The following is a 26,428-nucleotide window of genomic DNA, read 5'->3' as shown; positions in this document are numbered from 1 at the left end:
TGCGGTCGAAGATACCCTGCAGGCCAGCCCAGCAGCCTGTAAAGACTGAAGTTTCGAGAGGAGAGACGATGCTCAGGACCATAGCCACCGTTGCCCTGCTGGGCACGGTATCCACGTCCGCGTTGGCTGCGGAAGCGAAGCGCGAACCCTTCGGCAGGATGCCCGACGGCACGGCCGTGGAAGCGATCACGCTCAGCAACGCGAAAGGCATGTCCGTGCGCGTGATGACGCTGGGCGCATCGATCCAGTCGGTGATGATGCCCGGCCGCGACGGCAAGACCGTGGATATCGCCGTCGGCTACGACAATCTGGACGGCTACGTGAAGGATGGCCAGTTCTTCGGTGCCACCGTCGGCCGGGTGGCCAATCGCATTGCCAAGGGCAAGTTCACTTTCGACGGCAAGGACTATTCGGTCCCGATCAACAACGGCCCCAACTCGCTGCACGGCGGTACCAAGGGTTTCGACAAGGTCGTCTGGGCCGTGCGTGACGTGAAGCAGGGCCAGAAGGCCAGCGTGACCCTGCGCTATGTCAGCCCGGACGGCGACATGGGCTATCCCGGCACGCTGACCACCGATGCGACTTATGCACTGGACGAACAGAACAATCTGACGATCACCTACACGGCCAGCACCGACAAGCCGACCGTGGTGAACATCTCGAACCATGCCTACTGGAACCTGGCAGGGCCCGGTCAGACGGCGATGAACCATGTCCTGACCATCCCCGCCGACCGCTTCACCCCAACCGATGAAACCTCGATTCCGGTGGGGCAACACCAGAACGTCGCGGGAACCGTGTTCGATTTCCGCCAGCCGACCCCCGTCGGCGCGCGCGTGCGCAAAGGCAGCGATGCGCAGATCCGCTATGGACGTGGCTACGATCACAACTGGGTGATCGGCAATGCCGTCACGCCCGACCAGCACCTGATGGCCCGCGTATCCGATCCTGCTTCCGGCCGGGGCTTCGAACTCTGGTCCAACCAGCCGGGACTCCAGTTCTATTCGGGCAATTTCATGGACGGAACGATCATCGGCAAGTCCGGCCAGATCTACCGTCAGGGCGACTCGCTCGTATTCGAACCGCAACTGTTTCCGGACAGCCCGAACCAGCCGCAGTTCCCGTCGGTACGCCTCGATCCGGGCAAGACCTACCTGAATGTCATGACCTACAAGTTCTTCATCGCAGAATAAGGGGAGAAATCCTGTGAAAGCCTTCGCAACCCGCCTGCTGGTTACTGCCGCTCTGGGCATCACCGCAATGACCGCCGTTCCGGCCGAAGCCCGCCCCCAGTGGACGCCGGCAGAGGCAAAGGCATGGTACGCCAAACAGCCCTGGCTGGTCGGCTCCAACTACGCCCCTGCCAACGCGATCAACCAGATGGAGATGTGGCAGGAAGCTACCTGGGATCCCAAGCGGATCGACTACGAACTGGGTCTTGCCGAGAACATCGGCATGAACACCATGCGCGTTTTCCTGCACGATCAGCTGTGGCAGCAGGATCCGGAAGGCTTCAAGAAGCGGATCGACGAATTCCTGACGATTGCCGCCAAGCACAAGATCAAGCCGCTGTTCGTGCTGTTCGACAGCTGCTGGGATCCCAATCCCGTGCTCGGCCCGCAGCGTCCGCCGATTCCGGGCGTCCACAACTCGGGCTGGGTGCAGGCCCCCGGCTTGCCCGCCTTGCGCGATCCTTCGCAGGAACCGCGCCTGAAGGCCTATGTGCAGGGCGTCATCGGCGCCTTCGCAAAGGACGACCGCATCCTCGGCTGGGATCTCTGGAACGAGCCGGACAATGGCGCCGACCAGTACCGGGGACAGGAAGGCAAGGAACCGCTGGTCCGCGCCCTGCTGGCGAAAACCTTCGACTGGGCCCGCGCCGCAGAGCCGACCCAGCCGCTGACGTCAGGCGTCTGGCAGCATGACGATTGGGCAACGGAAGCCAAGCTTTCGCCCATGGAAAAGTTGCAGCTCACCCAGTCGGACGTGATCTCGTTCCACGACTACAACTGGCCGGAGACTTTCCAGGGCCGCGTCAACCAGCTGAAGATTTACGGCCGCCCGATCCTCTGCACCGAGTTCATGGCCCGCGGCAACGGCTCGACCTTCGATGGCTCGCTGCCGATCGGCAAGCGCGAGAACGTGGCGATGATCAACTGGGGCTTCGTGGACGGCAAGACCCAGACCCGCCTGCCGTGGGATTCGTGGAAGAAGCCTTACACGATGGACGAACCGACGATCTGGTTCCACGAGGTGTTCCGGGGCGACGGCACGCCGTATCGCCAGGCCGAGGTCGATCTGATCCGCACATTGGCCAAGGCGCCCAAGGGCGTGGTGCCGGCCGCCAAGAAGTAAGGCTGGACAACCCGGCTTTTACTCCGACAAGAGAGGCGTCATGCGTAACCTCACGTTTCCTGTCGCCTTCTGCGCCGCGCTGAGCGGCCTTACTCTTGCGGTTCCCGCCCAGGCCGCCTCGGCCTGGGCGGGAGCATGGGGTTATGCCCCTGCCGACAGCGGTTCGGGCGATCCCGAACAGCCGGCCGGCACCTAGCGTTATCGCGTCCGCTTGACCCAGGCCGGTGACGCATTGCAGCTGACGATCAGCAATGCGGAAGGCGCGACGCCCCTTGCCGTATCGACAGTGAGCGTGGCCAGTCCCTCCGGCCCGAGCGGCACCGAAGTCGCCGCGGATTCGATCCATGCGGTGAGTTTTTCGGGCAAGCCCGGATTTGCCCTCGCCAAGGGGCAGACTTTGCTGAGCGACCCTCTGGCCGCCCCCTTCCGCATCGGGCAGGATGTCATCGTCAGCGTCACGTTCGCAACGCCCACGCGGCCGGGGCAAACCAACCTTGGCCTTGAAATGGCGTTCGCGCCGGCCGGGACAAGCCCGACATTCACGCCGATCAAGGTGCGCCCCTATCTCTCGCTCGTGTCAGTCCGCACTTCAAGGGCGCCCTGTACGGTGGTGGCGTTCGGGGATTCGATCACCGACGGCTTCCTCGGCCTCTCGCCCGTGACGCGCGGCTGGCCGGGCCGTCTGGCGGAACGCATGGCCGCGCTGCCCGCTTCGCAGCGGTGCGGTGTCGTCAACATGGGCATCAGCGGCAATCGCGTTCTGAAACCGGGCCGCGCGACGCCCGCGCTGGACCGTTTCTGGCGCGATGTCGCCAGTGTTCCGGGCGTTACCCACGTGATCTTTCTGGAAGGCATCAACGATATCGGCGCCGGCGCGGAGCAAGGCGCGGATGCCGTCACGCCCGAGCAGCTCATTCAGGGCTATCGCCAGTTCGTGGCGCGCGCCCATGCGCTGGGCATCAAGGTGATCGGCGGGACCATGACCCCTGCCCTGCACGCCGGGTACATGTCGCCCGCCAAGGAACGCACCCGGCAGGCCGTCAACACGGCGATCCGCAGCGGCGGTATCTTCGACGGCGTCGTCGATTTCGAAGCGGCGGTGCGCAATCCGACCGCGCCCACGGACCTCAGGCCCGAATTCGACCCGGGCGATCACCTGCACCCGAATGATGCAGGCCTGCGCGCAATGGGCGATGCCGTGAACCTGTCGCTGCTAGCCCCGGCGAGATAGGGCCCCGCCCAGATAGGGCCGGGGCAGACGGTTCCGTCCGCCCGGCTCCGCCGGATCCCCCTGATAGGAGGGAGATCCGGAGGGCAGTCGTTACGGCCTCGGCGCCTCTACACGATCGCCGGCGCGCGAGGGCACGGGGAACACCGGCGTGCCGTCCTTGGCCCAATCCATGCGCTGCACGCGCGGCGAACGCGCCGCGGTGCACTTCTGGTCCGCTCCATCGTTCGCGTGATAGACGATCCAGGTCTTCCTGCCGCCATCGGTGGTGAAGAAGCCGTTGTGCCCGGTGGCATAGACATTGTTCTGCGGCGCCTTGGCGAGCACCGGGCGCGGCGACTTGGTCCAGCTTTCCGGCGAAAGCGGATCGCTGCCCGGCTTCGCGTGGAGCAGACCCAGCGCATAGTCGTCCGACCAGCAGGCGCTGGCCGAATAGGAAAGGAACAGGTCTCCGTTGGGCCCGGGCAGGAACTCCGGCCCCTCAAGGATCTGGCGGCCGCCCTGGCGTTCGAAGGCAAGGTCCGGACGGGCGATCACGGTTTCCCCCGGCCCCAGCGTCCACGGGTTCGTCATCGGCGCAATCGCCAGCACACTGTCCGGTCCGTCATAGGCCGAATAGACGAAGTAGCGCTTGCCGTCATGCTCGAAAACGGTGCCGTCCAGCCCGGTCATGCGCGTGTTAATGCGCCCCCGGTCGATCCATTCGCCCTTGAGCGGATCGGGACTGGCATTCTCCAGCACGAAGACGCCGCGATGGGCGTCGTCGTCATGCCCGGCCTCTGCCGCCGTGTAGTAGACATACCATTTGCCATCCAGCCGGTGCAGTTCCGGTGCCCAGATCGAGATCGCGTTGAGCCCGGTTGCCGGCGGCGTCCAGATCACATGCTCGGGCGCCTCGGCCAGTTTTCCAAGATCGTCGGTCTGGCGGATCGCGATGCGATCGCCCTTGGTGCCCAGAAAATAGAAAGTGGAGCCGTGATGGACAATCCACGGATCGGGTCCGCTGGTGAGCAGCGGATTGGTCAGCATGGCCGGTGTGCTTGCGGTCTTGGTGCCAGTCGTCGCGCAGCCTGCGAGCGCAAGCGCCAGCGCTGCGGAGGACAAAATCCGGGTATTCATCTTGGCGATCATCAGCGCACCTCCATCTCTGCCCAGGCCTTCGCGAATGCGCGGGCGTTTGCGGCAATTTCCTCTGTCGTCGCACCGGCGCGGTAAAGCGCGGAGCCGAGACCGAAACCGTCCGCGCCCGCCGCGCGCCACGGCCCCATATTGTCCGGCGCGATGCCGCCCACCGCCAGCAGCGGCACTTCCCTGGGCAGCACCGCGCGCTGCGCCTTGACCACGGCCGGTGTCGCCGCCTCGGCGGGGAACAGTTTCAAACCGCTTGCCCCCGCCGCCAGCGCGGCAAAAGCCTCGGTCGGGGTGAAGTAGCCGGGCAGCGAGACCATGTTGCGGCGCGCGCTTTCGGCAATCACGGCCACGTCGGTGTTGGGCGAAACGATCATCGCGCCGCCCGCATCCTGCACTTGTGCCACTTGCGCGGTGGTCAGGACGGTGCCGGCGCCGACGATCGCCGCCTCACCCACGCGGCGCGCCAGCTTCTCGATGCTGTTCAGCGGATCGGGCGAATTCAGCGGCACCTCGATGAGGCGGAAACCGGCTTCGACAAGGACGTCGGCGGCGGCCTCCACCTCATCGGGCCGGATGCCGCGCAAGATGGCGACGAGCGGAAGCGCGGCAAGTGCAGTGGCAAGATCGATCATGAAGCTAAGTCCCAGATACGGGTGATGCCGGCGACGAAGGACGCATGGCTATCGACCACGACAGCCTCTCCCCCGGCGATGGCGATGGCGGCGGAATAGAGCCGTGCGAGAAGGCCGTCGGCCAGCAGGTAGACTGTCTGGCCGGGCCGGATGCGGGCGCGGCAGTCGGAACCGATCAACAGCCCGCTGACGTAGGCTGCCGCCGCGCCAGCCGGACGTTTGCCCAGCACGGACGCGGCGCGCACGCCGAACAGCGCGGCCAGCAGGTCCCGGTCTCCGCTGGCCTCGACACCGGCGTGGAAATCCGCATCCGCGTCCACCTCTCCGGCCATCTCAGCCCCGATCAGGGCATGGGCCTTGAGCAGGGCGAACATCTCGCCGGTCATCGCGGTCGTGAAATCGATCAGTGCCCCGCCTTGCATGGTCGCCCACTTGGCGTGCGTGCCCGGTTGGCACAGGAGCGCGTCGCCCGGCGCCAGGCCTGCCGCCACGGCGCCAAGAAGCTGTACTTCCTCCCCCCGCATCACGTCCTGCCGCCCGCCGCTGTCACGGCAGACGCCCGGAACGATGGCGATTCCGTCCGCCACCGGCACCAGCCGCGCGGCAAGGTCCGCGATCGAGGCGGGCGCGGCAACGTAGCCGGCATCCTTCCAGCCCCGATTGGATCCCACCATGCCTGCCAGCAGCATCGGCAGGCCGTCGTACCGCCCACGCAGCGACGCCGCGAGTTCGAGGAAGCGTCCCGACCGCACCGAAAGGATGCCCAGATCGTCGCGCTCGGTTGCGACGACTTGCCCGTGTTCGATCCGGTAGGCGCGGCGGTTCGTGGTTCCCCAGTCAACCGCAATGAAGGCAGCCCCGCTCACCAGAACACCGCGTAGAGAACGCAAAGCACCAGCACGACCGCGATGGCGCCCGCATTGAACCCCGCCGAAGTGGCATAGCGCACGTCGCCGGTAGAGATCGTGTCCCTGTCACGCCGCGCCGGCGTGGCCAGCGATACCACGATGGCCAGCGCCAGGGCCGCAAGAAACACGATGCCCATGCGGTCCATGAAGGGGATGCCGGGGGTCCATACCTTGAACGCCCACGAAAGCGCCACGGACGCGATGGCGGCGGCGATGGCGCCGGGCTCGTTGGCGCGGCGCCAGAACAGGCCCAGCAGGAAGATCACGGTGATGCCCGGGGTGAAGAAGCCGGTGAATTCCTGGATGAACTGGAATGCCTGGGCACTGGAACCCACCAGCGGACGGGCAGTAAGGATGGCCAGCACGATCGCCACTGCAGCGGCCACGCGGCCCACCAGCACCAGCTTGCGCTCCTGCGCCCCCCTGGCCTGATCGTCCTCCTGATCTGCCGCCTTGCGGAACTTGTTCCACACGTCGAGCGTGAAGATCGTGGCGATCGAATTGATCTTGGAGGCAGTGGAAGCGACGATCGCGGCCACCAATGCCGCGAACACGAGGCCAAGCAGCCCGGGCGGCAGCATCCGCATCATCGTGGGATAGGCTTCGTCCGGCTTGGCCAGATCGGGGGCCAGCACGACTGCCGCGATGCCGGGAAGCACGATGATGATCGGCATGATAAGCTTGAGGAACGCCGCGAACAGCATCCCGCGCTGCGCCTCGTCGATGGACTTGGCCGCCAGCGCGCGCTGGATGATGTACTGGTTGAAACCCCAGTAGGACAAGTTGGCGATCCACATGCCCCCGATCAGCACCGACAGTCCGGGCAGGTCCATGTAGTGGGGATTGCTCTTGTCCAGGATCATTTCGAAGTGATCGGGCGCCCGGGCCATCAGGCGCGAGAAGCCGGCAATAACGCCCTGCCCTTCGCCGATCTGGCCCAGCGTCAGCACCGCGATGACCAGCCCGCCCAGCACCAGCAGCGTGACTTGCACGATATCCGTCAGCGCCACCGCCTTCAGGCCGCCGCGCAGCTGATAGAGCAGCGCGAAGACGCCCAGCGCGATCAGGGCCACGTTCTGGTCCACGCCCGCCACCTTGGTCACGGCAACGGAGCCCAGCCAGATGATGCTCGTCAGGTTCACGAAGACGTAGAGCACCAGCCAGAACACCGCCATCAAGGTGCGAATGCCCGGGCCGTATCGCCGCTCCAGGAACTGCGGCATCGTGTAGATCTCGTTGCGCAGGAAGATGGGCAGGAAGAACTTGCCCACGATCAGCAGAGTCGCCGCCGCCATCCACTCGTAGGACGCGATGGCCAGCCCGATCGCATAGCCGGACCCAGACATGCCTACGATCTGTTCTGCAGAAATGTTCGCGGCGATCAGCGATGCCCCGATGGCCCACCACGGCAGATTCTTGGATGCGAGGAAATAGTCGGTCGAATTCTTCGGCCCGGCCCCCGCCTTTTCACGGCTTACCCATTGAGCAAGGCCGAAAATTCCGATCGCGTAGATCACGACCACGGCTATGTCGATCGTCGCCAGTTCCATCTTCTCTCCCCGATCCCGGCTATTGAGCGCCGGGCAGCGCAGGTCCGAATCGCGCCGATCCGACCTCGCCCGTTGGCCTATCCATAAAACACCTATTTATAATATCAATCTTGACAATGAGGGTCGAACGCGATCTGCTGGGGCCAACAAAGTACCAAAGGGAGAAGGAATTTGGTTCGGGGCAAATCGCGCTTCGCCGCCACGGCGAGGCTTGCGGCGGCATCGGCTGCCGCGATGCTTTCGTTGCTGCAGACGCCTGCCATAGCGCAGGGCCAGCAAGCGCCGGCAGGGCAGGCGCCACGCGCCGAAGTGGTGCCGGGGGCGCCGGAAACGCCCTACGTCGATCCCGACAAGGCATACCTTTTCGCGCACATGACGAAGGAGCACTACGGCGTGCTCTACTATTCGGTCAGCCGCGACGGCTTGCACTGGCAGCAGATCAACGGCGGCAATCCGGTGTCCGCAGACTACCACGGCCACGCATCGATCGCGCGCGGCGGTGACGGCCGTTATTACCTGGTCGGCAACAAGAGCGACGACGATCCGTTCATCCGCTTCTGGGTCTCGGACGATCTGGTCAACTGGAAGCCTTACGGCACCTATCGCCCGGACCTTTCGAACATTCCCGGCCTGCCGCATGCGATGCAGCGGATCGGCGCGCCGAAGCTGTTCTTCGACAAACGATCGAACCAGTTCCTGCTGACCTGGCACACCGCCACCGTACCCGGCGTGCCGGAAGATCCTGAGCGCTACTGGGCCAGTCAGCGCACGCTCTATGCCCTCTCGCCCGATCTCAAGCGCTTCGACAAGGCACCGCGCCGCCTGTTCGATTGGGACATGGCGACGATCGATACGTTCATTCAGCCCGAAGCCGATGGCAGCGGCTATTGCGCCGTGATCAAGGATGAACGCTACCCCAGCTATAACTGGACGACCGGGAAGACCGTGCGCATTTCCTGCGCGAAGGACCTGCTTGGCCCCTATCCCCCGCCGGGCCCGCCGATCAGCCCCAACTTCCGCGAAGCGCCGACCGTCATCCGCGCGCCCAACGGCGAGGATTGGCTGATGTACTACGAGCAATATGCCGGAACCAGCTACGGCCTGTCCAAGGCGCCGCGCCTGGCCGGGCCGTGGTTCCAGGTTTCGGGCAATTCCGGCGTTCCCGAATGGAACCGTTACGAGATGCCCGCAGGGCTTCGCCACGGCTCCATGATCGAAATCAGCAAGGCGCAGTACGATGCGCTGCTGAAGGCGTTTCCGGGCGTGAAATGACCCGCATCGGCCCGGCCCGCCTTGCTCCGCAGGCAGTGCGGCGCAGGGTGGGCCGGGCCGCCACTGCCGCATGAATTCCGTGTAATCGGTCTATAGGAATTATCATATGAATTGACTTGGGCCGCGAAACGCCCTTGTCTGGACTTGCGGCACTCACCTGACCCGCTGTGGCGATCGGGCAGTTCAAGTTAAGGACAGCGTTTTGGTAGCCCCTTCTCCTTTCATCATCGACGAGCCGGCGTCGCAGCTCGGTCGCAACCTTACTTACGGTCTGCTTGACAGCATCGGGCGCGCGATCGTGACGGGCAAGTTTGACAACGCTGTCTTTCCCACCGAAGCGGAACTTGCCAAACAGCACGGCGTCAGCCGCTCGGTTACGCGTGAAGCCGTGAAGATGCTGACGGCGAAGGGCCTTCTAAGCGCGCGGCCACGGCAGGGAACCACGATCCAGCCGACCTCTTCCTGGAACTTGTTCGACACCGATGTGCTGCGCTGGATGCTGGAACGGCAGCTTTCGGTGGACCTGCTTCGCCAGTTCAACGAACTGCGTGTCGCGGTCGAGCCCGAGGCTGCCGCACTGGCCGCACAAGTGGCGGACGAGGACGACATCAAGCGGATCGACGAAGGTCTTCAACGCATGCAGGCGGCCGAACGCGGGCTCGACGAAGCGCTGGATGCGGACATCGCGTTTCACGTGGCCGTGCTGCGCGCGTCGAAAAACCCTTTCTACATTCAGCTGCGCGACGTTGTGAGCACGGCGCTACGCACCTCCATTCGCTTCACCAACCGCATCAAGGGCCGCACGGCGGATGTGGCGGAGCATGCCAAAGTCCGCGATGCGATCGCCGCGCGCGATCCCCAGGCCGCACGGGTCGCGATGCGCCGCATTATCGGGGACGTGCTCGTCCTGATCGAGGATCGCTCGCCTTTGGAAGAGTGAGCCTGCACTTCCTCAGGAACTCCATGTCCAGTCGGCGGCGGCGGCCCGGCAACTGCCGCCAGCCTGCCCCGCACGGCCGCGCAGGACGCGGCCTGTGCCGGCGCCCGTTGCTTTGCCGCCGCGCAGAGCGAAGCCGCCGTTGACGATCACGTCGCTCACCCCCGTCGCCAGTCGTTCGGGCTGGTCGTAAGTCGCATGGTCGGTAATCGTCGCGGGATCGAACACGACGACATCGGCGAACATGCCCGTCTTGAGCCGGCCGCGGTCTGTAAGCGACAGGTTATCCGCCGGCAGGCTGGTCAGCCGGCGCACGGCCTCCGCCAAGGTCAGGTCCTTGGTATCGCGCACGTAATGCCCCAGCAGGCGCGCGAAGTTGCCATAGGCGCGCGGATGGTGCTTGGAGAGCAGGAACACGCCTTCCGGCGCCGGCGCTTCCTCATCGGAGCCGAAGCTCATCCACGGCAGCTTGATGGAGCGGCGGACATTGTCCTCGCTCATCAGGAAATAGGCGACGCCGACCCGCGTGCCGTCTTCGACGACGAGGTCCATCGCCGTCTCTTCCGGGCTCTTGCCACGCATCCTGGCCACTTCGGCAAGGCTCTTGCCGGTCAGCGGTTTAAGCGCCGGATTCTTGAAGGCCAGCAGGATCGTGCCTTCCGCCCCCGCCCCGGCATAGAGGTTTTCCCAGCTGGCGGGGTGTGCGGTGCGCATTTCGGCGGCGACCTTGGCGCGCGTGGCGGGATCTTTCAGCCGCGCCGACCATTCCTGATAGCCCCCGGCCTGTACCCAGGGCGGCATTGCGGCGTCGAGGCCGGTGGCGCCTGCCGTATAGTTGTACATGTTCGCGGAAATGCGCGTGCCCCGCGCCCGCGCCGCCTCGATCATGCCCACCACGCTGTCGAACTTGCCCCAGTTGTCGCGGCCGGCCAGCTTGAAGTGATAGATTTCGGCAGGTGCGCCCGAATATTCCGCAATATCGATGGTTTCCTGCACCGCCTGTTCGATGCGGTCGCCCTCGCTGCGCATGTGCACCGTGTAGATGCCGCCGCATTGGGCCGAGACCTTGGCCAGCGCCTTCAACTCATCCGTATGCGCGAACGTCGCCGGCGTGTAGATCAGCGCGTCGGTAAGCCCCAGCGCGCCCTGCTCCATCGCTTCCCGCACAAGGCGTTCCATCGTCGCCATCTGCGCCGCGTCGGGCTGCACGTCATTGGCGCCCAGCACCGCTTCGCGCACCGTGCCCGCACTGACGAACGAGGCGACGTTGGGCGCGATCGGCCGCGCCTCAAGCCGCTTGAAGTATTCGCCCAGCGTCGTCCAGTCGACATCGTAGTGATAGTCGCCCTGCTGGTCGGTCATGTCCTTCTTCATCGCCGGACTCAGCGGGCCCATCGAGATTTCGCCCATGACCTCCAGCGTCACGCCTTGCGCCAGATCGGACAGCGCCCGGCCGTCGATCAGCAGGCTCTGTTCGGGATGGGCGAGCATGTTGATGAAGCCGGGCGCCACGGCCTTGCCGCTCGCGTCAAGTTCCGCCTTCGCCGGCCCGTCCACATGCGCCGCCACCGCGACGATGCGGTCACCGCGAATGGCGACGTCGCCCCGGTAGGGTGTGCCGCCCGAACCGTCGTAGATCGTGCCGTTCCGGACGATCAGGTCGTACGCTTCCGGCGGCGCAGCACCGATCAGGGCGATCGAGGCGGCGGAAAGGACGAGGGCCAGCAATGGCCGCTTCATCGGGCGGCCTCCGGGGAGGCAGCTTGCGGCGTGAACAGCAGGTCCTGATAGTCGAAGCTGAAATCGGCGATGGGGGAAACCGGCTTCATGGTGATCTGCGAAACCTTCCCCTCCGCATCGAGATTGAAGGTCAGATAGGCCGGCTCGATCGCCGGATCGTCGAACTTCGCGATGAAGGTATCGTATTGGTAATGCGTCAACTTGCCGGTCATCCCCGGCGTCGTCGTGAAATCGACTGAGAGGCCCTTGCCGACCGGCGCCACCTTCAGCGTGCCGTACCAGGGATCGGCGTAGCTGCCGGCATAGCGGGCCACGGGCAGCGATGGGCCGACCTTTGCCGGCGCGGCGCCCTTCTGCTGCACTGCCGCTTGCGCGCCGGCGATGCGGGTGCGGCGGAATTCGCCGAAGCGGCTTGGCCAGTCTTGCGCGGGTTGGCCGATATAGTGATCGATCAACTCGAACATCAGGCCCATGCGGGGTTCGAGTTCCTCGCTGTTGACGGTGATGGAGAAGCCCACGTCGCGGTCCGGGATCATCACGACGATCGTGGTGAAACCGAACAGGCCGCCCGAATGCCAGACGAGCTTTGCCCCCTTGTAGTCGCGCACTTCCCAGCCCAGTGCATAGGCATCGTAGCCCGGCGTGATGCCGGAAATCGGCGCGGGCATGGGGGAGATCGGGATCGGCGTTACCGGCGTCCACATCTCTTTCGCGGCCTCTTCGCTGAACAGGCGGCCCTTGCCGTCCGGCAGCGCGCCGTGGGCAAGCTGGATCTGCAGCCAGCGTGCCAGATCGTTGGCGCTGGCGGCCAGCAGCCCCGCCGGTGCGCCGGCCTGCCCCAGCCGGTCATGCTCGTCCAGCAGCTTCATCGGCCCGGTGCCGCGCACCAGTTCGCCATAGCGGGCATGAGGGTGCGCGCGGTCCGGCGCGGAAAGCTGGAGCGCCATGTCGGCCGTCGCATCCGGCAGGCCGGCGGGTTTGAAGACATTGTCCCGCATGAAGTCTTCGTAGCTTTGCCCGCTCACCGCCTCGATCACCGCGCCCGCGACGATGTAGAGGATGTTGTCATAGGCATAGGCCGAGCGGAAACTGGTGGCCGGCTTGATATAGCGCAACCGCTTGACGATCTCCGCACGCGACAGCTTGCCGCGCGGAACCATCAGCAGGTCGCCCGCGCCAAGGCCCAGCCCGCTGCGATGGACCAGCAGATCGCGCACCGTCATTTCGCGCGTGACCCAGGCATCGTACATGCGGAAATCGGGCAGGTGATCGATCACCTTGTCATCCCAGTTCAGCTTGCCCGCATCGACCAGCCGGGCCAGTGCGGCGCTGGTGAAGGCCTTGCCGGTGGAACCGATCATGAACAGCGTATCGGCGTCCACTTTCTCCGGCGATCCCAGCTTGCGGACGCCGAAGCCCTTGGCGAAGACGACCTGCCCATGCTCGACGATCGCCACCGACATGCCCGGCGTGCCGGACTTTTCGCGGATCTCCTCGATCCGCGCGTCCAGGTTCGGTGGCGGCGCGGCAAGGGCCGGCTGGGCGGCGAGCAGCAATCCGCCCAATGCGGCGGCATATCTGAATGTCATTGGGCGATCTCCAAAGGGGCGGCAGGCCGGCGGCGCAGCAGGACCACCAGCAGCAGCGGAACGACGTAAAGAGCGATCAAGGCCCATGCGAGCGCGGAATAGCCGGAGGCGATCAGGGTCACGAGGCCGACCCGGTCCGCGATCAACATGCAGGGCGCCAGCACCGCCAGCGCCGCGCCGGCACGCAGCCATGGGCCCAGCACGATACCGGTGCGCGCAATCCGCTCGTTCACCGCATGAACCGCGCCGGTGCCGCTTTCCAGCAGGGCGGTGAAGATCATGAACTGAAACAGGATATGGAAGGCCGGATGCCCGATCCGCGTCAGCATGTAGTCCGAAGGCAGCACCGCATCGGCGATGCCCGGCAGGAAGGCAGTCATCGCCAGAAAGAAGATCAGCGCCGGGATCATCGCCAGCGGGCCGGCGAGCAGACCGGCGACCACGGCATCGCTGCCTTTGCGAAAATGGCGCGTGACCGGCAATACGATCACCGCGCCGATGATGTTGTATCCGGCATAGATCACGCCGCCGGTGGCCCAATCGCCACTCGGCCCGGAGGCATGGGCAAAGGCCGCCCCGATCCGCTCACCCGTGCCGGACAGGATCAGCACGAAGAACACCGCATATGTCGCGTAGAGCAGGATCGAGACCCACAGGAAGACCCGCTCCACCCCCCGGTTGCCGAAAGCGACGCAGGCGACGATCGCGAACATCAGGGCCAAGGTGCCCAGGATCGCCGGCACGCCCAGCGTGGCCGCCGCGATGGCGCCCGCCGCCGCGCCGAACACGGCAAGGATCAGCACGATGAACACTGCATACGTGATCTCGAACAGCACCCAGCCGCGGCCCAGCAGTGCTTCGAAGAAATGGCGATAATCCCGCGCGCCGATCGCATGGGCCAGACGGAAGGTTGCAGCAGCGACCAGCGACCAGATCGCCATCGCCAATGCCATCGCCGCCAGCCCGCCCCATGGCCCTGCCGGCAGGAAGAACTGGGCGATTTCCCGCCCCGTGGCATAGCCGCCGCCGATAATCACCGCCTTGAAGGCCAGCCCGGGCAGGAGGAAGCGGCGAAAGCGATCGGCGGCGCGGCTCACTCCTGCATCTCCATCATTTGCAGGCGTCAAGCAATTGCTCGAAGGCAGCGCCCCCGCGCATCGGATCCGCCGTCGGCAGGCCCAGTGCCTGCGATGTCTCGGCAATGACGCGGGCCGCCTCCGCTTCGGACAGTGTGCCGGTGTTCAGGCTGATCCCGGCGCAGCGGATCGCCGGATTGGTCAGCTTGCCCGCCATGACCGTCTGCTCGATCACTTCGGCGATCGACGGCACCGGATAGTGCGCATGACCCAGGATCGCGGTGCGGCCCGGCTCATGGCAGACCACGAAGAGATCGGGCTGGCTGCCCAGCAGCAGCGCCAGCGAGACCGGAGCATAGGCTGGGTGGAACAGCGACCCCTGCCCCTCGATCACGTCGATATGATCGGGCGCGGCGGCGGGGCTGAGCAATTCGGCGGCACCGGCGGCAAAGTCAGCCACCACCGCATCCAGCGCCAACCCCTCGCCGGCAATCATGATGCCGGTCTGACCGCTGGCGCGAAAACTGGCGTCCAGACCGCGTGCGGCAAGGCCGCGTGCGATGGCGAGCGCGGTGTACTTCTTGCCCAGCGCACAGTCCGTGCCCACGGTCAGGATGCGGCGCCCCGGACGCTTGTGCCCGCTGGCGATCGGCAGCCCGGGCGGGGGTGTACGCAGATCGTGCAGGTTCCGCCCCAGCCGCGCCGCCGCATCGCGCAGCGCGGGAATATCGGCCATCCGTGCGTGCATTCCGGCCACGAGGTCCAGCCCCGCCTCCAGCGCGTCCAGCAGTGCCGGCATCCAGCTATCGGGGATCACCCCGCCTTGATTCGCGACACCGATCACCATCGCGCCGGCCCCGCGCGCCGCCGCTTCTTGCGGCGTGAGCGGCGTAAGCCCGGTGCTGACGGTGGCGGTGGGCAAGGCATACTCACCGATGCAGCGCTCGCCCGCCCAGTCGCGCAGGCCGAACGCGGTCTTGGCGAACCCGGCGATGGTCGTATCACCCAGGAACAGGAGGTAAGGCGAGGGAAGCGCGTGCGTCAGCGCGGCACTCCCCTCGCGGCCCCCCACGGACATTGCGGAATTCACCATGGAACTTCGATCTCACATCGTGGCGTCAAGGGTGAGCCCGAAGCTGCGCGGACGGATCACGCCCACGCCGGCCGCACCATTAGGATAGCCGCCGGTATAGTCCGCGCTGATCAGGCCATGGCTGTTGCCAAGGTTCTTGGCATAGGCGGTGACCGAGAAGCGGCCGAAATCGACACCGGCGCGCAAGTCGATCACGTCATAGGCGCGCAGGCTGATCTGGCGGCCGAAGGTGGCAAGGTAGGCCGGGTTGTAGTTGCCGCTCTGCTGGCTGAGCGTGCGGATCGATCCGCCCACGAAAGCCGAAGCATTGGCGCCCACCGTCCATTCGTAATCGCCGTTGAGGCTCACGTTCCACTTGGGAACGAAGGGCAGCGCATCGCCCTTGCTGCCACCGACCAGCAGCGGATCGGTATCGGCGGTAAGGCGGGTGTGGGTATAGGCGCCGTTCAGCGAGAAGGTCAGCCCGCGTACCGGGCGCATGCTGGCGGTGAATTCGAAGCCGTCGCTCTTGGCCGAACCGCCATTGGTGTTGACGCCATAATCGTTGATCACGGCCAGCAACTGAATGTCCTTCCAGTCGATGTGGAAGGCGGCAATGTCGATGGCGAAAGTCCGGTCCGCCGTTTCCGCCTTCACGCCCAGTTCGTAGCTGATCAGCGAGTCCGAATCGTAAGTGGACGGCGTGCCGGCCGGTGCGCCCGGCGGGATCAGGTTGGGGCCGCCGGGGCGGAAGCCCTTGGCGACGCGGCCGTAGATCGATGCGCTCTTGCTCAGCTTGAACTTGGGCGCGGCCGACCATGTGAACACGCCCTCCTTCGACTTGGCGCTGAGGGCGTCGGCCGCCAGCAGACCCTCTCCGCCTTGCGAGGCGCTCTGGTCGTTGTGGCTGTAGCGTCCGCCGAACGTGAAGTCGAAACGTTCGCCCAGATGCAGAGTGCCGTTCGCGAAGCCAGCAAATTCCTCATACTTGGAACGCAGGAAGATGTCCGCGAGCAGGGGGAAGCCGGCCATCGGCGTCGTGGTGCCGACGTCGTAAGCCTGCAACAGTTGCAGGATCGCGCCCTTTTCGTGGTTGTAATAGCCGCCGACCATCCATTCGAACATGCCTTCGCCCTTCGACGACAGGCGCAGTTCCTGAGTCACGCGCTTCACATTGGTGTTCTGTTCCAGCCCGATGTCGGCCGCCGCCCCTGCGACCGGGTCGTAGAGGCCCAGCAGCGTGCCGTACTGCACTGTGTAGTCGTCGCGCAGATGCTCCTTCAGCGTGCTGTAGCTGGTGGTCGAAAGCAGGTCCGCGAAGCCAAGATCGGCGCTGATCGTGCCGTTGTAGAGCCGGTAGGCGATATTGGTGAATTCGGGCACGAATTGCGACTGAGTGAGCCCACCGTAGAGCGGCTTCATTCGCGCCGGATCCGCTTCCACCACACTGGCGGCGTCGCTGTCCAGATTCTGGAGGATCGCGGTCAGGCGCACCGAAAAACCGTCGTTCGGCTTGAACAGTGCCGAAACGCGGCCGCCATAGCTCTTCGAATCGTTGATGTTCTTCGCCAGATCGGAACCGCCGGTGCCGATGGAATCGATGAAGCCGCCATAGCTGCGATAGAAGCCGGAGGCGCGGATCGCCAGATTGTTCGAGACGGGCACGTTGATCAGGGCCGATCCCATGTAGGACGCCTTGCCGCCGTCGGTGCTTTCCACGCTGCCCCGGGCGCGCGCGGCGAAGCCGTCTGTCTGCGGTTCGGTGGTCACGAACTTCATCACGCCGCCCAGCGAGCTGGCGCCGTAGAGCGTGCCTTGCGGACCGCGCAGAACCTCGATCCGCGCGACGTCGAAAGTATCGAGTTCGCCGGACAGGATGGCCGAATTCACCAGTCCGCTGGAGGAACCGAACGGCGTTTCGTCGACATAGGTGGCGACCGTGGCAGTGGCGCCGCCGGTATTGATGCCGCGCAGCACCACGCGCGCCTCACCGGGGTTGCTCTGCGAAACCTGCAGGCCGGGGACCAGCTTGAGATAGTCCTGGAAGGTCACCGCCCCATTGCGATCCAGCGCGTCACCGGTGACGACGGAGACAGCCTGCGGCACGTCCACCAGGTTCTGCGCGCGCTTCTGCGCGGTGACGATGATTTCGCCGGGATCGTCCGTTGCACCGGGCGCTTCCTCGGCATGGGCGACACTTGCAGCGAACAGCGCCGCAGCACTGCATGACATCGACAGAACGAGCCGAACGGTTTTCATTGCCTGTGTTCCCCCTAGAACCCTGATGCCCTGCCCGGCCGCGCCGGTGCAAATGATCTCAATTAGAAAATTATTGTCTCATTCAGAAAATTGTCAAACAGATTCGATAAAGCGGTTCCCCCGCCGATCGATCGCTGCCAGCAGCAGCGCCGCCGCTGCCGCAAGGGCCGCCAACAGCAGGAAATAGAGCGCGTGCGACATGCCGCTCCACAATGTGCCGACCAGCCCGGCGAACAGGCTTCCCGCGAATGTCGCCAGGTACCAGGCGGCAACCGTGGTGGCCCCCAGCCCTTCCGGCGCAAGCCGGGCAAACAGGCCCAGTCCGGTCGGCAGAATGAACAGTTCGCCCAAGGTCAGGATGACGAAAAACAGCGCCAGCCACAGCCAATAGGCCGTGCCACCCATGGCTGCGATTCCGGCCAGCAGCAGGTAGGCCCCGCCCACGATCAGTGCGCCGGCAGCCATGCGGCGGACGGGACGCTCACTGCCCCCCGCCTGCGCGCGGCGGCGCCAGAAGGCGAGCAGCGAAGGCGTCATCGCCATAACCAGCAGCGGGTTGAGCGACTGGAACCAGGTCATCGGGATGGTCCAGCTGCCTAACCGTCGGTCCACGCCGCTGTCGGCCCAGAGCGCGACGGTATTGCCCACTTGCTCGTAAGCGCCGCGAAACACGGTGACAGACAGCGCAACGGACAGGAGCAGCAGCAAAGTGCCGCGCGGAAACCGGGCGCGCGGCAGCGCGTGGCGTTCAACCACGGGATGCCGCGCCTGCTCGGGCAAGTGGCGCTGCCCCCAGAGGTAGATGCAAAGGCCCAGCACCATGCCGATCCCGGCCGCGCCGAAACCCCAGTGCCAGCCGTAAAGCTCGCCCAGCGTGCCGCAGATCAGCGGCGCCAGAAAACCGCCGATGTTCACGCCGACGTAGTAGACGTTGTAGGCCCATCCCACGCGCGGATCGCCCGGCTCGTACAGGTCGTCGATCTGGCTGGGCAGGCTGGGCAGGAACAGCCCGTTGCCCAGCGCGATGGTGGTGAGCGCAAGGTAGAACAGCGGCTCGAACGTCATCATGAAATGGCCGAGCGCCATGATCGAGCCGCCGATGACGATGGCCCGCCGCTTGCCGAGGTAACGGTCCGCCACCACCCCGCCGACGATCGGCGTGAAGTAGGCGCAGGCGGTGTAGATTCCGTAGATCAGCGAGGCTTTTTCCTGCCCCAGCAGCAGTTCGCGGGTCATGTAATAGACCAGCAGCGCGCGCATGCCGTAGTAGGAGAACTGCTCCCACATATTGGTGAGGAACAGCACGGTCAGCCCGCGCGGCTGGCCGAACCATGTGCGCGTCTTTGCCCCCGGCCCTGATACCGCCCCCGTTCCCGCCCCCGTCATGCCCGACCGGAGCCCCAGACGTCTTCGGAGGCGAAAAGCGTGCCGTCAGCATAAGTCACCGAGGGCCTGCGATCCTGCTCCAGGAAAGTCGGCCCGTCGAGATCGACAAGATCGGCGATCTGGCCCAGCACGAAGCCGGGCGCCGTCGCCAGACTGGTGCCGACCATGGTGCCGACCATCACGCCAAGGCCAAGGCGGCGCGCTTCCGCCACCATCAGCAGCCCTTCGGTAAGCCCGCCGCACTTGTCGAGCTTGATGTTGACGACATCGAAGCGGCCTTTTGCGCCGGCCACGTCCGCAAGGCAGATCAGGCTCTCGTCCCCGGCGATGGGCACGGGCGAGACGAAGCCCTCCAGTTCCGCCTCGGCGCCGCGCGGCAGCGGCTGTTCCAGAAGGGAAACACCGTGCTCGACAAGACCGGCGACCAAAGCGTCAAGATCGCCGCGCGCAAAGCCCTGATTACCGTCCACGCCCAGCCAGACATCCGGCCGCGCGGCGCGGATCGCGGCGACGCGGGCCAGATCGAGTTCGACTTCGCCGGTCAGCTTGACCTTGATCGAACGGGCGCCGACATAGCTCTTCGCCTTGGCGGCCATCGCCTCCGGCGTATCGGCGCTGACCGTGAAAGTGGTGACGATCGGGCGGGGCGCTTCGTCCAGCCCCGCCAGTGCCCAGACGGGCTTTCCGGCGCGGGCCGCTTCCAGATCCCAGAGCGCCGCATCCACCGCATTGCGCGCGCCGCCGGGCGGCAGGATCGCGCGCAATTCCTCGCGGCTTGGCCCGGCTTCTATCGCCGCCCGCGCGCCCTCGATCTGGCCGCGCATGTGGGCCAGATCGTCGCCGAGGTAATAGACCCCGGCAGCCTCCCCGTGCCCGCGATGCGTGGTGTCGCCCAGCGTGACGACAAGGACGTCCGCCGTCTCGAAGACATAGCCCGCGATGCGGAACGGTTCGGCCAGCCGCAGCGTATCGGTTTCGACGTCAAGCCGAAGCATCAGTACATCACCGAGGGTACGAGGAGGTGGAAGACCAACGCGACGTAGAGCGGAACCAGTGCGGCCAGGACGACCAGCACGCTCCAGGTCTTGGCCGGCCAGCGGCGGCCGTCGCGCCAAGTCAGTACGGCATTCCACACGGCAGCGGCAACCATGCCGAAGAAGGCCAGTGCGCTGGCACCCTTCAGGAACCACAGGATGCCGTCGCTGGCGGCGCTCAGCACCGAAAGGTCGGAGAAGGCGCTGATGATGAAGGCGGTCCAGCCGCCGACCGCAGCCAGCGTCAGCAAGGCGCCCAGCCGCGTGGCGCGGTAGGCCATGCGGGCCTTGCCCGCCACCTTCAGCGGCGCGGCGAAGCGCCAGCGCGTAAAGGCGGTAACCGGCCACGACAGGAAGGTCAGCAGCAGGATTGCAAGGCTGGCGTAGATTGCCGGCATCAGCCAGGCGGAGGACCGCCATGCGGATACCCGATCGAACACGGTGAAGGGCGCAACCAGATCGAAGCTCCACCGCACGACCTTGCCGTCCACCACTTGCGCGGCAAGGCGATCGTGGCCGCCCCGCTCATGCCAGACGAAGGGTTCGACCTCCTCCCACTTCTCAAGCCCGCCGCCGGCGGTCTTCAGCGAAGGCACCAGCAGGCCGCCGTCCTTGTCCACGCCGACTTCGGTCTGGCCAAAGAGGTTCAGCACGTCGACGAAGTTGGAATGACCGCGGCGGCTGCTGTCCCACAGTCCGGAAATCAATCTGGCGTGCTCTGCGGCGGTCTTAGCATCGACCTTTGCGGCCTTCGCGGCTGGTGCCGCAGGGAAATAGCGGTCGGCGAAATCCTGGAACAATTGCAGGCGCACGTTATGTGCACCGCCTTCCTTGCCGGCACTGTTGAACGAGACGTAGAAGCCCACGCCCTCCTTCATGAACAGGTGGAGGGACGTGTGGAAATTGTTGGTGTCGCCCAGATGGCCGATGACTTCGCGGCCGTTGATGTTGGTTTGGAAGAAGCCCAACTGCATGCGGTTCAGCGGCGGCACCAGCGAGACGGGATTGACCTTGTCGAGCGGGCTGTTGTGCATCATCGCTGCCGTTTCCGGCTTCAGCAGGCCCCTGCCGTTCTGCAGGTGGGCGATCATGAACTTGGCCATGTCCAGCCCGGAAGCGGACAGCGAGCCGGCCGGTGCCGGGATTACCACTTCGAACGGCTCCGCATCCTTGGAAGCGCGCGGATAACCGGTTGCCACCAGCGGCTTCAGGCTGGCCGGCAGCGGCTGGCGGAAGCTGGCGGTCTTCATGTCGAGCGGCTTGAAGACATGGGCTTCGACATAATCGTCGAACGCCATGCCTGACGTGCGCTCCACCACGTAACCGGCCAGCGAAGTGGCCCAGTTGGAATAGGCGGGCGTGGTGCCGGGATCGAAGATCCGCGTCGGCGTCCAGCGCTTCAGGTAGGCGCCCAGCGGGATCAGGCCGTCCTGCTTGTCGGTGATGAGGTCCTTCATCGCCTCTTCGAAGCCCGCCGTGTGCGTCATGATCTGGCGCATGGTGACCGGCTTGCCATTGCGGGGCGGGATCTTGAAATCGAGGTAGGTGTTGATGTCCGCGTCGAGGTTTATCTTGCCCGCTTCCACCTGCTGCATCACCGCAGTCCAGGTAACCAGTTTGGAAACCGAGCCGGGGCGGAACAGCGTGGTGGCGGGATCGACCGGCTTGCGATGGGCGATATCGGCATAGCCGTAACCGCGCGCAGAGATGACCTGACCGTCCTTGACGACGGTCACAACGGCACCTGCAAGGTCATTGCTGCGCAAGGCGAAGGGCATGTAGCCATCGAGCCAGGCGTCGACATCGGCGGCGTTCAGATCGCGCGCGCCGGTCGGGCCGGCAGGGGGCATCACGATCGGTGCGGACGGCAATGCGGCCGATGTGGCGCCGTCCGTCGGCAGGGCCGGCTTGCCGACAGGCAGCCCGCTTTTCGTCTCAGGCACTTGCGCCGTCACCATCGCGCCGCCGGCGGCAAGCGCGGCGATCAGCCCTGCTGCGAGAATTCCCTTCGTACGTCCCCGGTTCATTGGCCCCACCCTTTTCGTATCCCCGTTGCGCGCGACGCGATGCGTCGATACAGTTGGGGAAAGTTTCTCCAATCGGGTGATTGTTATCCTGATTGGAAAATTCGTCAATGGGCTGAAAGGAATCCAGTTTGCCCGATACGCCGTCGACGCTTGGAACCCTGCTGCGCGGGTTGCGGGCACGGGAAGGTTGGACGCTGAAGGAAATGAGCGCGCGGAGCGGAATCCCCGTCTCCACCCTCTCCAAGGTAGAGCATGACAGGCTTACGCTGACCTACGACAAGCTTCAGCTGCTGGGCCAGCGGCTGGGCATGCGCATGTCCGAACTCTTTGCCGAGGAAGGCGAGGATACCGCCCAGCCGGTCACCGCGCGGCGCAGCATCGGCGACATCGCACAGTCGGTTCGGGTCGAAACCGCGAACTACGACTATTACTACCTCTGCACGGAACTGCGGCGGAAGCGGATGATCCCGGTGATCACCAAGATCCGCGCGCGTTCGGCGCAGCAGTTCGGCGAACTGGTGCGCCATTCGGGCGAGGAATTCATCTACGTGCTGAGCGGCAGTATCGTCGTGGAAACCGAATTCTACGATCCGATCACGCTGGAGGCCGGCCAGTCGCTCTACATCGATTCGAGCATGGGCCACGCCTATCTGGCGGCGGAAGGGTGTGAGGAGGCCGAAGTGCTGGGCGTAATGTCCAGTTCGGATGACACCCTGATGGAAGCCATGCTGCATATCCACGAGGAACAGCGGCAAAACGCGGCGAACGAGGATGCCCCTCCCGCCCGTCCCTCCCGCACCAAGAAGGTGAAATGATGCGCGCTGCAAATGCCCTGTTCGCGACCCTGCTGCTTGCCTCCACTGCTATTTCCGGCGCCGCTTCCGCGGCTCCGGCGAACACCGCCGCAAAGCCTTCCGCCGATTATGCCGCCAGGGTCGCCAAGGTTCTGCGGACCACCCCGCTGATCGACGGCCATAACGACTGGCCGGAAATGCTGCGCGAAACCGAAGGCGACAAGCGCTGGACGATGGACTTGCGCGACCTTTCGGCCAGCCCGGCGCATTACAACACCGACGTCGTTCGCCTGCGCAAGGGCATGGTGGGCGGCCAGTTCTGGTCGGTCTGGGTTTCACCGGACTTGCCGGGGGACCGGCAGGTGCTGGAAACGCTGGAGCAGATCGACCTCGTCCGCTCCATCGTCGCGCGCTATCCGGACACTTTCGCGCTGGCCCGCACGGCTCAGGATGTGCGCAAGGCCCATGCGGCGGGGCGCATCGCCTCTATGATCGGGGTTGAGGGCGGCGGCCAGATCGACGGCAGCCTCTCCGTTCTGCGCAGCTATGCCGCGCTCGGCGCCGGTTATCTGACGCTGACCCACTCACGCAATATCGCCTGGGCCGATTCCGCCACCGACAATCCGGAACACAACGGGCTGACGCCGTTCGGCAAGGAAGTCGTGCTGGAACTCAACCGGCTCGGCATGCTGGTGGACGTCAGCCACGTGAGCGAGGCGGTCATGCGCGATGCCATCGCCACATCGAAAGCGCCGGTGATCTTCTCCCACTCCAGCGCACGCGCCGTGAACGACCATCCGCGCAATGTCTCCGACGATGTCCTGCGCCTGATCGCCGCGCATGACGGCGTGGTCATGGTCAACTACGCCTCGCTCTACGTTTCGGACGCCTATCGCCATTGGTCTGCGGATGCGGCGGCGGAGAAGATCCGCCTCAATTCGCCGCCCTACGGCGGGCTCGACATCGGCCAGCCGGACAAGGCGGCGGCCGATTATGCGGCATGGCTGAAGGCCCACCCGAAGCCGCCGGTCGCTCTGGGCGAAGTGGCCGATCATATCGAGCACATCGTCAAGATCGCCGGCGTCGACCACGTCGGCATCGGTTCGGACTATGACGGGGTGGGCAACGAACTGCCGGTCGGGCTTGGGGATGTTTCGACGTATCCGGCCCTATTGGCGGAACTGATGCGCCGGGGCTGGAGCGATGCCGATATCGCCAAGCTGGCCGGGGGCAATGTGCTGCGGGTGATGGAAGCCGCCGAAAAAGTCGCAGGTGAGGCCCGCAGGCCCGGATAGAGCGGCGGGACGATCCAAAGCCTTGCCCGACATTGACCGGGAAAGCCGTTTTCGCCCAGTGTCGCCCCTGTAATTTGCAGCCTGAAGGGGGCGGGATTGGACCGTTGGCAATCCATGAAAATCTTTGTGCGGGTGGCCGAGACTGCCAGCTTTGCGGAAACCGCACGCCAGATGCGCCTCAGCCCGCCGGCGGTGACAAGGGCGATCTCCTTCCTGGAAGACGAGATCGGCGTCAGGCTGCTCACCCGCACGACCCGTTCGGTAAAGATGACCGAGGCGGGACAGCGCTACTTCGAAGATTGCCGCCGCATCCTGGCCGACATTGCCGATGCCGAAGCCTCGGCAGCCGGATCGCACGGCAACCCCGCCGGGATGCTGACCGTCACCGGGCCGGTCATGTTCGGGCAGATGCATGTGCTGCCGGTGCTGCTGGAATATCTTGACCGCTTTCCCAACGTGACCGGCCAGACCCTGTTCGTCGATCGGCCGGTAAACATCATCGAGGAAGGCATCGATGTCGCGATCCGGATCGGCAACCTCCCGCCTTCAGGCCTCAGCGCCACGCGGGTCGGCTGGGTTCGCAGGACGATCTGCGGATCGCCGGCCTATTTCGAAAAGCACGGCGTGCCCCGTTCGCCCGGCGATCTTGCCGATCACCGGGTGATCATGCCGACCGGCGCCTGGGTGTCCCCCGAATGGCACTTCGGCCCGGACGGCGGAACCAGCGTCACCGTGCATCCGCGCCTGCTGTGCAATACGAACGAAGCGGCCATTTCGGCAGCCGAGCAAGGATGGGGGATTACCCGCGTCCTATCCTACCAGATCGCGCCGGCGCTGGCGGAGGGCCGGCTGCAATCGGTCCTGGATGACCACGAGGAGAGCCCCATTCCCGTTCACGTCGTTCATGCCGAGGGGCGACACGCCACCGCAAAAGTGCGGGCTTTCGTCGATCTCGCCGCCGAACGCCTGCGCGCCAACAGCCTTCTGCAGTGACGGATTATTCCAACGACAGGAATAATGACTTCCAAAACGAGTGAGTTAACGAGAACGCGCGTAGGAATTACATCTTCCACCAGAGGCTGACGCAGATGGCGCGGCGGCACTGAACAGGGTGGAAGACATGACCAAGCAACTGATCCTTTCCCTGATGCTGGCGACTGCCGGCATCGCCGCACCGGCCAGCGCGATGGCGGCCCCCACGCATGACAGCGCGGCCACCAGCACCGCGCCGGTAACGGTCCACTACCGCAGCGCGACGATCGACGGCGTGAAGATGGCCTATCGCGAAGCCGGCCCGGCCGACGGCCAGGTCGTGCTGTTGCTGCACGGGTTTCCCACCAGTTCGCACATGTTCCGCAACCTGATCCCGCTTCTGGCCGATCGCTATCATGTGATCGCGCCCGATTATCCCGGCTTCGGCCAAAGCGATGCGCCCGACCACAAGCAGTTCGTTTACAGCTTCGGCCATTATGCCGACATGGTGGATGAACTGATGTCCCGGCTCGGTGCGCAGCGTTACGCCATGTACGTCATGGATTACGGTGCCCCTGTCGGCTACCGGCTGGCGATCAAGCATCCGGAACGGGTGAGCGGGCTCATCGTCCAGAACGGCAATGCCTATGACGAAGGGCTCGGCGCCTTCTGGGACCCGATCAAGGCTTACTGGAAAAGCGGATCGGCGAAGGACCGCGAGGCGCAGGCCTGGCTGGTGACGCAAAAGGCCACCATATTCCAATATGCCGACGGCGTCAGCGATCTGTCGCGCATCAGCCCGGACAACTGGGTGCACGACCAGGCCCTGCTCGATCGGCCGGGGAACAAGGATATCCAGCTGGACTTGTTCTACGACTATCGCACCAATGTGCCGCTCTACCCGCAGTTCCAGCAGTTCTTCCGCGAGCGCAAGCCGCCGACGCTGATCGTCTGGGGCAAGAACGACAAGATCTTCCCGGAACCGGGCGCCCACCCCTACTTGCGCGACCTGCCCGAGGCCGAACTCCATATCCTGGACACCGGGCATTTCGCTCTCGAGGACAAGCTGGACGAGATGGCGCCGCTCATTCGCGACTTCCTGGATCGCAAAGTCGCGCCGCGTTGACCGACTGATCGGGAGGCCGCGCCACGGCCTCCCCTATCGGACCCA

General features: G+C 65.2%; 22 protein-coding genes. 10 read left to right on the top strand and 12 right to left on the bottom strand.

Going from position 1 to position 26,428, the window contains the following annotated elements; genetic code table 11:
• Window positions 1-68 precede the first annotated feature (68 nt).
• The 4 genes from ACZ1JV_RS04205 to ACZ1JV_RS04190 all read left to right on the top strand — a co-directional run bounded on the left by ACZ1JV_RS04205 (window position 69) and on the right by ACZ1JV_RS04190 (window position 3,586).
• On the top strand, window positions 69-1,193 hold the full coding sequence (locus tag ACZ1JV_RS04205; RefSeq protein ID WP_465149726.1) for an aldose epimerase family protein: 1,125 nt from the start codon (window positions 69-71) through the stop codon (window positions 1,191-1,193).
• Window positions 1,194-1,260: 67 nt separating this feature from the next.
• Window positions 1,261-2,355: a cellulase family glycosylhydrolase gene (locus tag ACZ1JV_RS04200; RefSeq protein WP_465149772.1), complete on the top strand. Its 1,095-nt coding sequence runs from the start codon at window positions 1,261-1,263 to the stop codon at window positions 2,353-2,355.
• A 40-nt stretch (window positions 2,356-2,395) separates the two neighbouring features.
• Entirely contained in the window at window positions 2,396-2,551 is a 156-nt protein-coding gene (locus tag ACZ1JV_RS04195; RefSeq protein ID WP_465149725.1) for a hypothetical protein, read from the top strand.
• Window positions 2,552-2,566: 15 nt separating this feature from the next.
• Window positions 2,567-3,586, top strand: a complete 1,020-nt coding sequence (locus tag ACZ1JV_RS04190) for an SGNH/GDSL hydrolase family protein (RefSeq protein WP_465149724.1) — start codon at window positions 2,567-2,569, stop codon at window positions 3,584-3,586.
• A gap of 90 nt (window positions 3,587-3,676) precedes the next feature.
• Here ACZ1JV_RS04190 and ACZ1JV_RS04185 read toward each other — a convergent pair whose 3' ends face one another.
• Genes ACZ1JV_RS04185 through ACZ1JV_RS04170 form a run of 4 tightly spaced genes read right to left on the bottom strand, consistent with a single transcriptional unit; the run spans window position 3,677 to window position 7,804 of the window.
• Window positions 3,677-4,714: a glycoside hydrolase family 43 protein gene (locus ACZ1JV_RS04185; RefSeq protein WP_465149723.1), complete on the bottom strand. Its 1,038-nt coding sequence runs from the start codon at window positions 4,712-4,714 to the stop codon at window positions 3,677-3,679.
• Window positions 4,714-5,346 carry a 2-dehydro-3-deoxy-6-phosphogalactonate aldolase gene (locus ACZ1JV_RS04180; RefSeq protein WP_465149722.1) on the bottom strand — a complete coding sequence of 211 codons (633 nt, stop codon included), beginning with the start codon at window positions 5,344-5,346 and terminating at the stop codon, window positions 4,714-4,716. Before ACZ1JV_RS04180 ends, ACZ1JV_RS04185 begins: the two co-directional genes overlap by 1 nt.
• Window positions 5,343-6,212, bottom strand: a complete 870-nt coding sequence (locus tag ACZ1JV_RS04175; RefSeq protein WP_465149721.1) for a 2-dehydro-3-deoxygalactonokinase — start codon at window positions 6,210-6,212, stop codon at window positions 5,343-5,345. Before ACZ1JV_RS04175 ends, ACZ1JV_RS04180 begins: the two co-directional genes overlap by 4 nt.
• On the bottom strand, window positions 6,209-7,804 hold the full coding sequence (locus ACZ1JV_RS04170) for a sodium/sugar symporter (RefSeq protein ID WP_465149720.1): 1,596 nt from the start codon (window positions 7,802-7,804) through the stop codon (window positions 6,209-6,211). Before ACZ1JV_RS04170 ends, ACZ1JV_RS04175 begins: the two co-directional genes overlap by 4 nt.
• Window positions 7,805-7,975: 171 nt before the next feature.
• Here ACZ1JV_RS04170 and ACZ1JV_RS04165 point away from each other — a divergent pair, with 171 nt between their 5' ends.
• On the top strand, window positions 7,976-9,076 hold the full coding sequence (locus ACZ1JV_RS04165; protein ID WP_465149719.1) for a family 43 glycosylhydrolase: 1,101 nt from the start codon (window positions 7,976-7,978) through the stop codon (window positions 9,074-9,076).
• A gap of 202 nt (window positions 9,077-9,278) precedes the next feature.
• On the top strand, window positions 9,279-10,016 hold the full coding sequence (locus tag ACZ1JV_RS04160) for a FadR/GntR family transcriptional regulator (RefSeq protein WP_465139991.1): 738 nt from the start codon (window positions 9,279-9,281) through the stop codon (window positions 10,014-10,016).
• 12 nt (window positions 10,017-10,028) lie between these two features.
• On the opposite strand, the gene ACZ1JV_RS04155 is transcribed toward ACZ1JV_RS04160, so the two are convergent.
• The 8 genes from ACZ1JV_RS04155 to ACZ1JV_RS04120 all read right to left on the bottom strand — a co-directional run bounded on the left by ACZ1JV_RS04155 (window position 10,029) and on the right by ACZ1JV_RS04120 (window position 22,196).
• A complete protein-coding gene (locus ACZ1JV_RS04155) occupies window positions 10,029-11,753 on the bottom strand; it encodes an N-acyl-D-amino-acid deacylase family protein (RefSeq protein WP_465149718.1) in 1,725 nt (574 codons plus the stop codon).
• Window positions 11,750-13,342 carry a serine hydrolase gene (locus tag ACZ1JV_RS04150; RefSeq protein WP_465149717.1) on the bottom strand — a complete coding sequence of 531 codons (1,593 nt, stop codon included), beginning with the start codon at window positions 13,340-13,342 and terminating at the stop codon, window positions 11,750-11,752. Before ACZ1JV_RS04150 ends, ACZ1JV_RS04155 begins: the two co-directional genes overlap by 4 nt.
• A complete protein-coding gene (locus tag ACZ1JV_RS04145) occupies window positions 13,339-14,439 on the bottom strand; it encodes a YkvI family membrane protein (RefSeq protein ID WP_465149716.1) in 1,101 nt (366 codons plus the stop codon). The genes ACZ1JV_RS04150 and ACZ1JV_RS04145 overlap by 4 nt, the downstream gene beginning before the upstream one ends.
• A gap of 13 nt (window positions 14,440-14,452) precedes the next feature.
• Entirely contained in the window at window positions 14,453-15,496 is a 1,044-nt protein-coding gene (locus ACZ1JV_RS04140) for a DUF1611 domain-containing protein (RefSeq protein ID WP_465149715.1), read from the bottom strand.
• A 27-nt stretch (window positions 15,497-15,523) separates the two neighbouring features.
• On the bottom strand, window positions 15,524-17,749 hold the full coding sequence (locus ACZ1JV_RS04135; RefSeq protein WP_465149714.1) for a TonB-dependent receptor: 2,226 nt from the start codon (window positions 17,747-17,749) through the stop codon (window positions 15,524-15,526).
• 93 nt (window positions 17,750-17,842) lie between these two features.
• The gene (locus tag ACZ1JV_RS04130; protein WP_465149713.1) at window positions 17,843-19,135 is read right to left on the bottom strand and encodes a peptide MFS transporter; all 1,293 of its coding nucleotides are present in this window, start codon (window positions 19,133-19,135) and stop codon (window positions 17,843-17,845) included.
• Complete coding sequence (locus ACZ1JV_RS04125) at window positions 19,132-20,130, bottom strand: dipeptide epimerase (protein ID WP_465149712.1); 999 nt, start codon at window positions 20,128-20,130, stop codon at window positions 19,132-19,134. The genes ACZ1JV_RS04130 and ACZ1JV_RS04125 overlap by 4 nt, the downstream gene beginning before the upstream one ends.
• The gene (locus ACZ1JV_RS04120) at window positions 20,130-22,196 is read right to left on the bottom strand and encodes a serine hydrolase domain-containing protein (RefSeq protein WP_465149711.1); all 2,067 of its coding nucleotides are present in this window, start codon (window positions 22,194-22,196) and stop codon (window positions 20,130-20,132) included. The genes ACZ1JV_RS04125 and ACZ1JV_RS04120 overlap by 1 nt, the downstream gene beginning before the upstream one ends.
• A gap of 128 nt (window positions 22,197-22,324) precedes the next feature.
• Here ACZ1JV_RS04120 and ACZ1JV_RS04115 point away from each other — a divergent pair, with 128 nt between their 5' ends.
• The 4 genes from ACZ1JV_RS04115 to ACZ1JV_RS04100 all read left to right on the top strand — a co-directional run bounded on the left by ACZ1JV_RS04115 (window position 22,325) and on the right by ACZ1JV_RS04100 (window position 26,383).
• Window positions 22,325-23,011: a helix-turn-helix domain-containing protein gene (locus ACZ1JV_RS04115; RefSeq protein ID WP_465140000.1), complete on the top strand. Its 687-nt coding sequence runs from the start codon at window positions 22,325-22,327 to the stop codon at window positions 23,009-23,011.
• On the top strand, window positions 23,011-24,285 hold the full coding sequence (locus ACZ1JV_RS04110; protein ID WP_465149771.1) for a dipeptidase: 1,275 nt from the start codon (window positions 23,011-23,013) through the stop codon (window positions 24,283-24,285). The genes ACZ1JV_RS04115 and ACZ1JV_RS04110 overlap by 1 nt, the downstream gene beginning before the upstream one ends.
• Before the next feature lie 114 nt (window positions 24,286-24,399).
• Window positions 24,400-25,278, top strand: a complete 879-nt coding sequence (locus ACZ1JV_RS04105; RefSeq protein WP_465149710.1) for a LysR family transcriptional regulator — start codon at window positions 24,400-24,402, stop codon at window positions 25,276-25,278.
• 127 nt (window positions 25,279-25,405) lie between these two features.
• Entirely contained in the window at window positions 25,406-26,383 is a 978-nt protein-coding gene (locus ACZ1JV_RS04100) for an alpha/beta fold hydrolase (protein ID WP_465149709.1), read from the top strand.
• The last annotated feature ends 45 nt before the right edge of the window (window positions 26,384-26,428 follow it).

This window comes from Novosphingobium sp. BL-S-19, assembly GCF_055521675.1.
The sequence above is the reverse complement of the archived record's forward strand: the minus strand, read 5'-3'. Positions and strand labels throughout refer to the sequence as shown.

Coding starts and splice junctions, on each gene's coding strand:
- ACZ1JV_RS04205 (WP_465149726.1), top strand. CDS start 69: ATGCTCAGGACCATAGCCACCGTTGCCCTGCTGGGCACGGTATCCACG.
- ACZ1JV_RS04200 (WP_465149772.1), top strand. CDS start 1,261: ATGACCGCCGTTCCGGCCGAAGCCCGCCCCCAGTGGACGCCGGCAGAG.
- ACZ1JV_RS04195 (WP_465149725.1), top strand. CDS start 2,396: ATGCGTAACCTCACGTTTCCTGTCGCCTTCTGCGCCGCGCTGAGCGGC.
- ACZ1JV_RS04185 (WP_465149723.1), bottom strand. CDS start 4,714: ATGATCGCCAAGATGAATACCCGGATTTTGTCCTCCGCAGCGCTGGCG.
- ACZ1JV_RS04180 (WP_465149722.1), bottom strand. CDS start 5,346: ATGATCGATCTTGCCACTGCACTTGCCGCGCTTCCGCTCGTCGCCATC.
- ACZ1JV_RS04170 (WP_465149720.1), bottom strand. CDS start 7,804: ATGGAACTGGCGACGATCGACATAGCCGTGGTCGTGATCTACGCGATC.
- ACZ1JV_RS04155 (WP_465149718.1), bottom strand. CDS start 11,753: ATGAAGCGGCCATTGCTGGCCCTCGTCCTTTCCGCCGCCTCGATCGCC.
- ACZ1JV_RS04150 (WP_465149717.1), bottom strand. CDS start 13,342: ATGACATTCAGATATGCCGCCGCATTGGGCGGATTGCTGCTCGCCGCC.
- ACZ1JV_RS04140 (WP_465149715.1), bottom strand. CDS start 15,496: ATGTCCGTGGGGGGCCGCGAGGGGAGTGCCGCGCTGACGCACGCGCTT.
- ACZ1JV_RS04135 (WP_465149714.1), bottom strand. CDS start 17,749: ATGAAAACCGTTCGGCTCGTTCTGTCGATGTCATGCAGTGCTGCGGCG.
- ACZ1JV_RS04130 (WP_465149713.1), bottom strand. CDS start 19,135: ATGACGGGGGCGGGAACGGGGGCGGTATCAGGGCCGGGGGCAAAGACG.
- ACZ1JV_RS04125 (WP_465149712.1), bottom strand. CDS start 20,130: ATGCTTCGGCTTGACGTCGAAACCGATACGCTGCGGCTGGCCGAACCG.
- ACZ1JV_RS04120 (WP_465149711.1), bottom strand. CDS start 22,196: ATGAACCGGGGACGTACGAAGGGAATTCTCGCAGCAGGGCTGATCGCC.
- ACZ1JV_RS04110 (WP_465149771.1), top strand. CDS start 23,011: ATGCGCGCTGCAAATGCCCTGTTCGCGACCCTGCTGCTTGCCTCCACT.
- ACZ1JV_RS04105 (WP_465149710.1), top strand. CDS start 24,400: ATGAAAATCTTTGTGCGGGTGGCCGAGACTGCCAGCTTTGCGGAAACC.
- ACZ1JV_RS04100 (WP_465149709.1), top strand. CDS start 25,406: ATGACCAAGCAACTGATCCTTTCCCTGATGCTGGCGACTGCCGGCATC.